Genomic DNA, 12,162 nt, shown 5'->3' on the forward strand with positions numbered 1-12,162 from the left:
GTCTTATCAGTTTTATCTTCCCCCAATTTAACATCGAAAAATGAAAGGTGTTATGTTATAATCAATACAGATTCAATATAAAAAATTATACTGATATGGAGCTTTTGAAGCTGCGGTTGTACATACTATGATAGAGACATAGTCTTAAATGATAAAGTTAAGGAGGCGGCCGGAGAATAAACATGAAGAACAGAACCTATTTTGCAATCGATTTAAAATCCTTCTACGCTTCGGTCGAGTGTATGGAACGAGGGCTTGATCCGTTGACTACGAATCTTGTTGTCGCTGATGCAAGCCGCACCGAAAAAACCATTTGTCTTGCCGTATCTCCCTCCCTCAAAGCATATGGGATTCCCGGTAGGGCGAGGCTGTTTGAGGTCGTACAGAGGGTCAGGGAAGTAAATGCGGTACGGCTGCGTGAAGCACCGGAACGAGCATTTTCCGGTGCCTCTTTCAGTGATACGGAATTGAAATCCTCACCGGGTATTTCGTTAGACTATATTATTGCTCCACCGAGAATGGCGCATTATATCGAGTACAGCACACGGATTTACAATATCTACTTAAAGTACATCGCGCCCGAAGATATTCATGTCTATTCTATTGATGAGGTATTCATCGATGCCACCGATTATCTGAACACCTACAATCTTTCGGCCCGTGAGCTTGTCACAAACATGATTCTGGAGGTTCTTAAAACGACCGGTATTACAGCATCAGCGGGAATTGGCACAAACTTGTACCTTTGCAAGATTGCTATGGATATTCAGGCAAAGCGTATTCCGGTGGATCAAAACGGGGTTCAGATAGCAGAATTAGACGAAATAAGCTACCGACGCCTGCTGTGGTCACATCGGCCTTTAACCGACTTTTGGCGTGTTGGCAGGGGATATGCTAAGAAGCTGGAGGAACAAGGCCTCTTTACCATGGGAGATATTGCAAGATGCTCGATAGGTAAGTCCAACGAATATTATAAAGAAGATTTATTGTATAAATTGTTCGGAATCAATGCGGAGTTGTTGATAGACCATGCATGGGGGTGGGAGCCATGCACGATTGCCGATATTAAAGCGTATAAACCAAGCACAAACAGTATTGGATCGGGACAAGTATTGCAAAGCGCCTATACCTTTGATAAAGCAAAGCTGATTGTATGGGAAATGACCGATCTGCTGGTACTTGATTTGGTAGATAAAAAGCTTGTGACCGACCAGCTTGTTTTGACAGTCGGATATGATATTGAAAATCTGAAAAACCCGAAGATCAAGAACTCATACCACGGTGCGGTTACCACCGACCACTACGGACGTGCCGTTCCGAAATCTGCGCATGGTACGGCAAACCTTGGCAGACAGACCTCCTCTACAAAATTGATCATGGATGCTGTCACGGAGTTGTTTGAGCGCATTGTTGACAAAAACCTCCTTGTCAGGAGAGTCAACATCACAGCAAATCATGTTGTGGATGAGGAAACCGTTCAAAAATCAGATAACTTTGAACAGCTTGATCTCTTTACGGATTACAGTGCTGTCCAGGCAAAAAAAGAAGAGGAAGAAGCCGAGCTTGCACGTGAAAAAAGTATGCAGAAAGCTATGCTGGAGATAAAAAAGAAATATGGAAAAAACGCCATCCTAAAGGGTATGAATCTGGAGGAAGGCGCTACCACATTAGACCGTAATAAGCAGATAGGAGGACACAAGGCATGACGAAGGCATATGACGATATCATCGATCTACCCCACCATGTCTCTACGACTCACCCCCATATGGCAGCCATTGACCGGGCAGCTCAGTTTTCCCCTTTCGCTGCACTAACCGGCTATGATGCCGCCATTAAAGAAACTGCAAGGCTGACTGATGAGAGGGTAGAATTGGACGAATCCATGAAGGACGCTTTGAGCAATAAGCTTCAAATCATAGCAGACCGGCTTAAAGAGCAACCCGAAATTGCCATCACTTACTTTCAGCCGGATGGGAAGAAGAATGGCGGCACCTATGTTACTGCTGTCAGTGCGGCCAAAAAGATAGACAAATATGAACGGGTCGTCGTTATGTCTGATGGCATAGTGATTCCCATTGATGAAATAATTAGCATAGATGGGCAGATATTCGAAACTACGGTGTTCCTTTCGTCTGATGAATGAATAACGGATAAATAGGACTTTACTCAGCCGTTGGGTTAATTATATAATCCTGTCTGACAGTATCATTGTTTATAAGCACTGAGATCATTAACAAAATTACAATTAAGAAAGAGAATTTCATGAAGCAGATTGCAATCTTATCCGATACTCATGGTCTGTTGCGAGAGCCTGTTATAGCTGAACTTACCAAAGCTGATTGTTCCATACATGCTGGTGATATCAACACACCATACATTGCCGAGTCCATGATGAGGTGGCAAACCTGTTGTCTGGAATCCCCATCCCATGGAGGCCCTGGGAATGGAACATATGATAAAGCTAATAGAGAATCCATGCTTTGATGGGAATTACCTCTTTGATTCGGAGGCCGTTGAAAGGGAATCTGTGAAATTTATATCAAAGGAGAATGCGAATGAGTGAGAAAAGAGGTTCCTCCAATCCGTCTCAGAGCACCCTGGCCCTGCGGCTTGTGGGCGGAGGCTATCTGATTTACCTTGGATTCCAGATGATACCGGAGCTTTCCATGTCTTTCGGTGTCCGTAATCTGGTTCAAATGACAGCGCTGGTCATATTCCTTGTGGTAGGGGTATTGCTTGTGGGATGGTCTGTGAAAAAGCTGCTGCGGAAAGAATTTGAACGTCCGGGAGAAGAAGCGGACGGGATAAAAGAAGACAATAAGGAAAATTGATTTATTTTTATGAAAGAAGGAGTTGTCATATGGACAGCTCCTTTTTTTATGGGTTTTAGCCAGTTGAGTATGGGGGAGTTATAGGCAGTTTCGAGCAGTAGATGGGCCACTCTGATTAAGCTTTAATTAGATATGTATAAGAAAGCAGGATAAGTCAGTATTAAACTGAAACGTACATTGTAAAGCTGCGTTGCTTTGGGTATAAAGATAACAGATTATACTATACAGACACAAAAATATAATATTCTGAAATGGAAAGGAAAGAAAAGCTTATGTGTAAAGAACAGGAAAGTTCATGGATCGACCAGGCTGTTTTAAAGGTCATGGAAAAGATGGAGTGGGTCAGTGAAAAATCAAAAAACAAAATTCCCTATACCACGGTAAATGGCGTTCATGACGATCGGAGCAAAGGCAGTGAATTAGCAGGAGATAATGGGATCAGCTGGTGGTGTAATGGTTTTTGGGGCGGCATGATGTGGCAGATGTATCATAAGACCGGTAAGGAACGGTATATGGAGATTGCCCGGATTTCAGAGGAAAAGCTGGATCAGTGCTTTGAGGATTATTATGGCCTTCATCACGATGTTGGCTTTATGTACCTTCCGACGGCTGTGGCAGATTACCGTCTCACCGGGAATCCGGAATCCAGAAAAAGAGGGCTTCACGCCGCAAGTCTGTTAGCAGGGCGGTTTAATCCCATCGGCCGTTTTATACGGGCCTGGAATGATAAACCGGGAAACAGTGATGATACAAGAGGCTGGGCGATTATTGACTGTCTCTTTAATATTCCTCTGCTTTACTGGGCTAGTGAGGAAACAAAAGATCCCAGGTTCAAACAGATTGCCATGCTCCATGCGGACACGGTGATGGAGCATTTTGTAAGAGGGGATGGCTCAGTACGCCATATTGTGGAGTTTGATCCTTTTACAGGAGAACGGGTAAGGGATTACGGGGGACAGGGCTATGAGACAGGATCTTCCTGGACAAGAGGCCAGGCATGGGGGCTTTATGGATTTCTTATGAGCTTTTACCATACCGGGAAACAGGAATACCTTGATACTGCAAAAAAGATCGCCCATTATTTTATGGCAGCCATTCCGGAAGACGGCATCATACCGGTGGACTTTCGCCAGCCAAAGGAGCCTGCATGGTGTGATGATACGGCGGCAGCCATTGCAGCCTGCGGGTTGATCGAGATAGGCAGACGGGCAGGGGAACTGGAGCAGGATATGTATTTCAAGGCAGCGGAAAAGCTGTTAAGGGCTTTGTATGAGAATCACTGTGTTTTTACGGAAGAAAATGATTCCATTCTCCAAAAGGGAACCGGTTCCTATCATAGCCAGGAACATGAATTTCCTATTATTTACGGGGACTATTTCTTTATGGAGGCTTTGTTTAAGTTGAAAGGCCAGGATTTTTTCCTATGGTGATACGTTCCTGTAATGGGAGCGGTACTGACTGGGAGTCATGTTTTTATATTTCTTGAACTGCCGCATAAAGTGAAATTCACTTTCGTATCCGCAAAAGCCTGCCAGGGACTGGATGGACATTTCCGTGGTCCGCAGATAGAAACAGGCGTTTTTTAAACGGGCGGATATCACATCCTGCATGCAGGAGGTTCCGAAAAGCTCCTTATAAAGATGCTGAAAGTAAGAGGGGCTCATGTGGACCGACTGGGACATGGTATCTATGGTCCATTTGCTGTGAGGGGTATTTAAAATCGATACCCGAAGGCTGTTCATGATCCCATAATATTTATGAGAAGACGCTTTATCCGGTTTTTCATGGATCTGGGAAGCGAGGGTGAAAAGGAGAGTCCTCATAAGGGAATCCAGAATCTGCACCCGGAAAGGGTGAGAGGAATGCTTTTCCATTACGATCAGCCTGCTGTATTCGGAAAGCTGCCCTGCATCAGATAAAGTAACCGGCGTCTGGAATGGGATTTTTAAATCCATAAAAAAAGGAAGATCTTTTTCACCCAGATCAAAGTGGATCCAGTCATCGTTATAATCCGGTGTGCGGCAGCCGTAATGGACATAAGCATATTTGTCATAAAGAATCACCGTATTGGCGGGGAGATTCCTATTAGTATGGTTGTATTCAAAAAAGGCTTCGGATTTGACTACAAGAAGGGTATAGTCGGAAGAGCCTTCCGGGCGAAGCATGTGAAATGGTTTTTGATGTCTGGATTCATAACCGCAATTCAGAATAGAAATCATCTGCTGGCTCCTTTTCATGAGATAGCCTTATTATAACGCTTTTTTACATAGGTGGGAAGCCGGAATCTGCGTAACGAATAAATGAAGTACTGTGATTTCAGTTCTTCCGATTCCGCTTCCAGTTCCTATATTTTAGTTGTAATACCTCCGACGCATAGTATAATATAATCATGGCCCATCTGATCCAAAGGAGGAATGTAACTATGGTTATCGAAATTGAAGAGCTTGTCAATAAGTATTATCATAAACTGATCAATGGGGGTGGGGCATTGATCCCATCGGTTTAAGAATTACACTTAATGAACTGTATGACCGTTACCAAAAGCCGCTGCTGATTGTTGAGAACGGCTTTGGCGCTAAAGATGAGATTTCGCCGGATGGGAAGATCCATGACCAATACCGCATCGATTATCTGAAAGCGCATATCAGAGCAGCAATGGACGCAGTTGATTTAGATGGGGTAGATCTATTTGGCTATATCACCTGGGGTCCCATTGACCTGGTCAGCGCAACTATCGGAGAAATGAGCAAGCGCTATGGTTACATATACGTGGACCGGGATGATTTTGGCTGCGGCACTTTAAAACGAATGAAAAAAGATAGTTTTTATTGGTATAGAGAAGTAATTGCATCCAATGGTTTAAGCGTGTATCATTAAACAACGCAGATAAATGAGTCTCGCTCAGTTATCTGAATGATTGGGAGGTAAGAAGGTACGTTTTCAGATGAAAATGTACCTTTACTTTATTTTATTTTATTTTTATCTTATAGGGAAGCTCTGAAACAGAGCTTAAACAAATTATCCGGGATACAGCAATTGCGATAGAACATATATTGCTTGAAGCAGAACATCAGGGACTAGCGACCTGTTGGACGGCCTGGTTTGAGCAAGATGTGGTCAGACCTATTCTGAGCATTCCGGATGATAAGTATGTGTGCGGAATCATTACGATTGGATATGGGGCCGAGGTACCAAAACAGCGGCCTAGAAAATCGATGGATGAAATTGTGAGATACGAAAAATGGTGATGAAACTGTGGGATTTAATTTACACCACTAATGATAGATGACATAAGGGGAGTATTAAATCATATAAAAGAAAAGGGATCGCCATACAGGCACCCGATAAGAACGTATTAAGGAACATTTAGATTGAGCAGTTGCAAACGATAGTAAAAGACAGACCCTTTCTAAGGCAAAGGCAGCTAATGCAGGAACAGAATTTCTATATAATTACCTTGACTACCAGCTGAATTTCTGATAAAGTAAAGATACTTTATAAAGTGCCTTTAATAAGGGAGGGCAGTATGGCAGTAGGGAATGTAAATTTAATGAAACAAATTAATTTAGATACGGTTAGACGGGTATTAAAAGAAAATAAAAAAGCAACAAAGCCTCAGTTGGCAAATTTGACAGGATTAAGCGTGGTAACAATTAATTCACTTGTTGAAGTGCTTTTGAGAGATGGAGAGATACTTCTTGATGAGCTGGAAGTGTCCAGTGGCGGCAGACCAGCAGTCATCTATTCCTTTAATGAGGAATACAGTATGGCATTAGTCATTTATACAAATGAGTATGAAATGAAGGATTTAACCCATGTTGCCGTTGTTAATCTATATGGGGAAGTGATTGAAGGCAGCGAGATTGTCTTAGATGAAATATCTGAACGTAGTTTTGATCTGATAATCGAGAAAATGCTGAAAAAGTATCCTAACATTAAATTGATCGGCATTGGTATGCCAGGGCAGGAAATCAGAGGGAAGATGGAGGTCAGTGATTATATATCTCTTGAAGGGAAATCCCTTGTGGAACATTTGAGAAACCAATTTCAAATTCCTGTAGTCTTTGAAAATGATGTTAACGCAGCTGTTCTAGGATATTGTACTTCTAATCAATGTGACGATAAAAACGTGGTTGGCGTTTATATTCCAGAGAAATATCCTTTAGGTGCAGGTGTTTTTATCAACGGTGATATGTATAAAGGAAAAGATGGCTTTGCTGGCGAAGCTAAATTTCTTCCGGATGGATTTGATTGGAATAATCCAGCATATGTTTCAGAAAATATTTCAGTGGCACTTAAGAAATTAATCATTACGTTCACCTGCCTTTTAAATCCAGATATCCTCGTCATTTACAGAGAAAATTTCGCCGAAGTAGCGATTGATCTCATTATAGAGGACTGTAAAAAAACAATCAAGTCAGAAGTAATGCCTGACATTATTGTATCAAGTGACTTTGGCAAAGATTTTGCAGAGGGCATTAAACAAATCTCATTAAAACCATTGGAACCAAAATGGCAACGATAAGGTAGGAGATACCATGACGACATTATTATTGATTATTATCTATATTGCATTTATCAGCTTGGGGCTTCCTGATTCTATGCTTGGCGCTGCATGGCCAACGGTCCGGGCTGATTTATCCCTGCCAATGGCCGGGGCAGGATTAATCTCCATGATTATATCCGGGGGAACCATAATCTCAAGTATTCTGAGTGGGAAACTGATTCAAAAACTTGGTACTGGCAAACTCACATTAATCAGTGTATTTATAACAGCCATGGCTTTGCTGGGTTTTTCCTTTAGCCAAAGCTATGTATGGTTATGTCTGATGGCAATTCCATTAGGACTAGGAGCAGGGGCCGTAGATGCTGCTTTAAATAATTTTGTGGCTTTGCATTTTTCGGTTAGACATATGAGTTGGCTTCATTGTTTCTGGGGAATTGGTGCAACTGCTGGTCCCGCTATTATGTCAGTTGCCATTTCCCATAACGGGTCGTGGCAAAAGGGTTATTTTTCTGTTGCAATTATTCAGATTTTTTTAGTGATTATTTTGCTGGTTTCATTGCCGCTTTGGAGATTGTTTGGTAAAGGTCGGGAAGAAAGTATAATTGAAGAAAATCAAAGCCAGTATGTATTTCAAATGCCGGGGATACGCTCAGCACTTCTTGGTTTCTTTTGTTATTGTGCATTAGAGGCTACCACCGGTTTATGGGGCGCCAGTTATCTGGTGCAGGCAAAAGGTGTTTCTTCTGATGTTGCCGCGGGTTGGATATCCGTATTTTACCTTGGCATCACCATAGGCAGGTTAGTCAATGGGTTTATTACTGCCAAGTGGAGTAATCCTATGTTGATTCGAGGTGGTCAATTTATCATTGGTATTGGGGCTGTCTTATTACTGATTTCCAATCAATATGTCAACTTACTGGGATTTATTCTGATTGGAATGGGATGTGCACCTATTTATCCTTCTATGTTGCATGAAACGCCGGTCCGTTTTGGCAAAAACAATTCAAGTAAACTGATGGGTGTGCAAATGGCGTTTGCTTACATTGGAACGATGCTGGTGCCACCAGCAATCGGGGTATTATCAAGTGTGGTGGGGATACAGTTCTATCCCATATTTATTATGGTGTTACTCATAACGATGTTTGTTAGCAGTGAGAAAATTAATAAAATCGTAGCAAGGAGGGCTTGAAATGTCTAATCAGTTAGATTTACATATGCATTCCAATATTAGCAACGATGGGGAATACTCGCCATCACAACTCATGCAGCTGTGTAAACAACATGGTTTAAAAACGGTTGCATTAGCTGACCACAATTCCGTACGAGGGATCGAAGATGCTCAGAAATCAGCAAATGAATTAGGGATCGAATTTATTCGTGCTATTGAGCTTGACTGTCAATTTGAAGGCGTTAATCTGCATCTTTTGGGATATGGGATTGATCCAACAGTACCTGAATTTGAAAAAAATGAAATGGATATCTTAAAGAAAGAACAAGATGCTTCTTCAAAACTAATACATCTAGTGCAGGATTTAGGTATTCATCTTGTAATAGAAGCAGTTTTGGATCTTGCCATAGAAGGTGTAGTGACAGGTGAAATGATTGCTGAAGTTGCTCTGGAAGATAAAAGAAATCAGAACAATCCTCTTCTGGAACCATATCGAAAGAACGGGAAGCGTAGTGATAATCCTTATGTGAATTTTTATTGGGACTTTTGCTCCCAAGGGAAGCCGGCTTATGTACCTATTCAGTTTCTTGGGCTGAACGAAGCCATACAATTGATTAGAAAAGCAAGAGGTATAGCTGTTCTTGCTCACCCAGGGATTAATATCGGGCAGGATCAGAAGATTCTGGAAGGCATTGTTTCTTGTGGTATTGATGGGATGGAAGTATACAGTAGTTATCATGATGAAAGCATGGTTGCTTTTTACAGTAAGCAGGCTGAAAAATTTCATTTACTGAAAACAATGGGCAGCGATTTTCATGGGAAAACAAAGCCGGCAATCAAACTGGGGTATATGAGCTGCCATGAAGAAATAGATATTTATCAACAATTCAAGAAAAAACTTCATGAGGCGTCGTTATAAAAGTATTTACTCATCGAATATTAAAGTAAAAGGACTTGAACCATCGTGGTTTAGTCCTTTTGCTTTTTATAAACGATAGATAGCCCCCCTTTCCCGGCAAGAATCAGATATTTTCCTTCTGGGAATAAAACTTCTTTGGTTCATTAATTAATGATTGTGTTGTTTCAATACTATATTATTGACTTAATGGTCTATTTTGTGTATAATAGACCAAGCGGTCAATAATACTTTCAGGAGGTTGAAATGAAAAAAGAAGAGAAAACCGAACGAACCAAGCAAAAAATATTAGCAGCAGCGATGGAAGAATTCGGTGCGAACGGTTATGCAGGAGCATCGCTAAATAATATTTGCAGCGCTGGAATTCCCAAAGGTTTGCTTTATCACAATTTTAAGAATAAAGATGCCATCTATCTTGCCTGCGTTGGGCAGTGTTTTTCCACTTTAACGGAATATCTAAGAGCTGCCGATATCGGAAGTGACTTACAGAAGTATATGGACGCCCGACTGCGGTTCTTTCATGAGCATGAGCAGGAAACTCGTCTATTTTTTGAAACGATTTTCCAGCCGCCGGAGGCATTGTGTGATCAGCTTACGGGTTTACGGCAGGAATTTGACCAATTAAATGCTGAATTGTATCAAAAAATTCTGGATTCTCTTAAGTTGCGGCAGGGCGTTACCCGTGAGGAAGCCATGGCCTATTTTGCCATCATGCAAAATATGTTTAACGGCTATTTCAGCAGCCCAGCCTGCCGTAATATGTCTTTTTCAGACCGCATGACTGCACATGAAACCAATCTTACGAAACTGCTTGATTTTATGCTTTATGGCATTGTAGAAAGAGGAAATGAAAAATGATAATGCTCTTACTCCGGTGGATTGCCGCCATTGTTCTTGCCTTTTTTATGGGCAAGCTGGTTTCCAAATTAAAGCTCCCCTCTATTCTCGGCTGGCTTATCGCCGGAATGATTTTAGGTCCCCATGCACTGAAGCTGATACCGCAAGCCCTTATGGACGGCGTAAAGTATCAGGCAATCGTTCATGTGTTGGAGTGCGCCGTCGGCCTGATGATTGGCACAGAACTTGTCTGGAGCCGTATGAAAGAATACGGTAAAGCCTTGATCATCACCACGTTGACCCAGTCCCTCGGCACGTTCATCTTGGTGTCTGCTGTTTTCACAATCATCTTTGCCGTCAGCGGCATTCCGATTTATCTGGCATTTATTTTTGGCGGCATCGCGCTGGCCACGGCACCTGCACCTGCACTCTCCATCGTGCGGGAATTTCATACCGATGGCCCTGTAACCAAAACGCTGATTCCCATGGCAGCACTGGACGACATGGTCGGGGTGATCGTATTTTTTACCACAATCGCCATTGTTGCAAGAAAAGTTACTGGTGGCAATATGCCGATTTACATGATTCCAGTAATGATTTTCCTGCCGCTGCTGATTGGCACTGTCACTGGTCTGCCCGCAGGATTGCTGTTAAAAAAGGAACGCTCCAAACCGCTGACTCTCTTTATCCTCATTGGGCTGATCCTGGTGACTGCGTTCATTGGCTTTGTCTGTAATACCTATCTGATGAGGTCTCCGTTACTCAATTTTATGCTGATGGGGATGGCATTTTCGGCAGCCTTTTCCAACCTGGTAACTGAAGAACGTCTGGAGCAGATTGTCCGTGATTTCAATCCGTTTCTCAGTGGTTCCATGGTTATTGTGATTTTGAATCTCGGTGCACCGCTGGATTATCATGCGATTCTCGGTGCAGGACTGTTTACTTTTATCTATATTGTCTCACGCGCACTTGGAAAGTATTACGGGGCACGTCTCGGTGCGAAAGCAACCGGTCTTCCTGATACCGTGCAGAAATATCTTGGTTTTACGCTTTTACCTCATTCCGGTGTTTCGCTGGTATTTACAGGAATCGCTGTTTCTGTTTTAGCGGCTCCCGCGCCGGAGTGCGCAAAAATCATTCAAGGCACGATTGCGGCCGCAGCGGTAATCAATGAGGTTATCGCCGTCATTACAGCGAAGAAGGGCTTTGAATGGGCAGGCGAATTTCACGGCTTTAATTCTAACTTACAGGGACGGAACACTTGATAAAAAGTAAGGATAAATAATGAAAGGCACATCTTAAGCTGAGAGGATGTGCCTTTTAATTACGTTATCATATTGTTGTCTCTTAACTAATGTCAGATGGCGTGTTTTGATAGTGAAAATAGGGTGGTTTTGATAAAATATACACAATATAGAATTGCTTAGGAAGAGGAGCACAACCTGGGAAGTGACGGGAAAGTATATCTTAAAGCTTTTGTTTGTCGCTTTTTGGCAACAGCAAGCGAACCAAGAAGCAACAGAGGAAAAATTAAAATTTTCAAAATTATACCGGACAGCTTCCTATAATGAGGTACGTAGAAAAGGTATGTATATCGCTGTCTTCCGGAGATATAAGGTGATTTTAAGACACAGCTTTACAGTTTTCACTTGTGTTATCTTCCATGTCATCAGCAAAAACAAAATCATAATTTCGAAGCACATGCCGCCAATGTGCTTTTTCGATTTCTTTGGTGCGCTGTAGCGCGGCTTCTCTGCGGGCGCCCTTTCGGTGCTGAATCAATTGGTTCAAGAGAACGGCACCAACCAATACGGTGATTAAAATAAAGACATTGCCGAAAGTCATAATATATATCCTCCTTTTGATTTTTTGTTGTCGAGCTTTATGTTAAGAATAACAGGAT

Annotated in this window: 12 protein-coding genes and 1 pseudogene; 11 read left to right on the forward strand and 2 right to left on the reverse strand. The window is 42.2% G+C overall.

Going from position 1 to position 12,162, the window contains the following annotated elements; genetic code table 11:
* Nucleotides 1-182: 182 nt before the first annotated feature.
* The 4 genes from BMW45_RS19810 (at nucleotide 183) to BMW45_RS19825 (ending at nucleotide 4,261) form a co-directional block, all read left to right on the forward strand.
* A complete protein-coding gene (locus BMW45_RS19810) occupies nucleotides 183-1,706 on the forward strand; it encodes a Y-family DNA polymerase (protein ID WP_092248027.1) in 1,524 nt (507 codons plus the stop codon).
* Nucleotides 1,703-2,143 (forward strand): hypothetical protein, encoded by a 441-nt coding sequence (locus tag BMW45_RS19815; RefSeq protein ID WP_092248030.1) that lies wholly within the window; start codon nucleotides 1,703-1,705, stop codon nucleotides 2,141-2,143. The genes BMW45_RS19810 and BMW45_RS19815 overlap by 4 nt, the downstream gene beginning before the upstream one ends.
* A 412-nt stretch (nucleotides 2,144-2,555) precedes the next feature.
* On the forward strand, nucleotides 2,556-2,831 hold the full coding sequence (locus tag BMW45_RS19820; protein WP_092248033.1) for a hypothetical protein: 276 nt from the start codon (nucleotides 2,556-2,558) through the stop codon (nucleotides 2,829-2,831).
* A gap of 272 nt (nucleotides 2,832-3,103) precedes the next feature.
* On the forward strand, nucleotides 3,104-4,261 hold the full coding sequence (locus BMW45_RS19825; protein WP_092248036.1) for a glycoside hydrolase family 88 protein: 1,158 nt from the start codon (nucleotides 3,104-3,106) through the stop codon (nucleotides 4,259-4,261).
* On the opposite strand, the gene BMW45_RS19830 is transcribed toward BMW45_RS19825, so the two are convergent.
* Nucleotides 4,253-5,050 carry a helix-turn-helix transcriptional regulator gene (locus BMW45_RS19830; RefSeq protein ID WP_166433429.1) on the reverse strand — a complete coding sequence of 266 codons (798 nt, stop codon included), beginning with the start codon at nucleotides 5,048-5,050 and terminating at the stop codon, nucleotides 4,253-4,255. The genes BMW45_RS19825 and BMW45_RS19830 overlap by 9 nt on opposite strands.
* Before the next feature lie 253 nt (nucleotides 5,051-5,303).
* Here BMW45_RS19830 and BMW45_RS19835 point away from each other — a divergent pair.
* From BMW45_RS19835 to BMW45_RS19865, 7 genes and pseudogenes are all read left to right on the forward strand, one after another.
* Nucleotides 5,304-5,708, forward strand: a pseudogene (locus BMW45_RS19835) (family 1 glycosylhydrolase); the annotation flags it as partial.
* 143 nt (nucleotides 5,709-5,851) lie between these two features.
* A complete protein-coding gene (locus BMW45_RS29165) occupies nucleotides 5,852-6,079 on the forward strand; it encodes a nitroreductase family protein (protein WP_416388674.1) in 228 nt (75 codons plus the stop codon).
* 278 nt (nucleotides 6,080-6,357) lie between these two features.
* The gene (locus BMW45_RS19845) at nucleotides 6,358-7,356 is read left to right on the forward strand and encodes an ROK family protein (RefSeq protein WP_092248044.1); all 999 of its coding nucleotides are present in this window, start codon (nucleotides 6,358-6,360) and stop codon (nucleotides 7,354-7,356) included.
* 13 nt (nucleotides 7,357-7,369) lie between these two features.
* Nucleotides 7,370-8,527, forward strand: coding sequence for an MFS transporter (locus BMW45_RS19850; protein ID WP_092248047.1), 1,158 nt, complete (start codon nucleotides 7,370-7,372; stop codon nucleotides 8,525-8,527).
* Nucleotide 8,528: 1 nt separating this feature from the next.
* A complete protein-coding gene (locus BMW45_RS19855) occupies nucleotides 8,529-9,425 on the forward strand; it encodes a PHP domain-containing protein (protein ID WP_092248050.1) in 897 nt (298 codons plus the stop codon).
* Nucleotides 9,426-9,668: 243 nt separating this feature from the next.
* Nucleotides 9,669-10,280, forward strand: a complete 612-nt coding sequence (locus tag BMW45_RS19860; protein WP_092248053.1) for a TetR/AcrR family transcriptional regulator — start codon at nucleotides 9,669-9,671, stop codon at nucleotides 10,278-10,280.
* Complete coding sequence (locus BMW45_RS19865) at nucleotides 10,277-11,524, forward strand: cation:proton antiporter (protein ID WP_092248057.1); 1,248 nt, start codon at nucleotides 10,277-10,279, stop codon at nucleotides 11,522-11,524. Before BMW45_RS19860 ends, BMW45_RS19865 begins: the two co-directional genes overlap by 4 nt.
* Nucleotides 11,525-11,882: 358 nt before the next feature.
* Here BMW45_RS19865 and BMW45_RS19870 read toward each other — a convergent pair whose 3' ends face one another.
* Nucleotides 11,883-12,104 carry a hypothetical protein gene (locus tag BMW45_RS19870; RefSeq protein WP_092248060.1) on the reverse strand — a complete coding sequence of 74 codons (222 nt, stop codon included), beginning with the start codon at nucleotides 12,102-12,104 and terminating at the stop codon, nucleotides 11,883-11,885.
* Nucleotides 12,105-12,162: the final 58 nt, after the last annotated feature.

Source organism: Lacrimispora sphenoides (assembly GCF_900105215.1).
Lineage (GTDB): Bacteria > Bacillota > Clostridia > Lachnospirales > Lachnospiraceae > Lacrimispora > Lacrimispora sphenoides_A.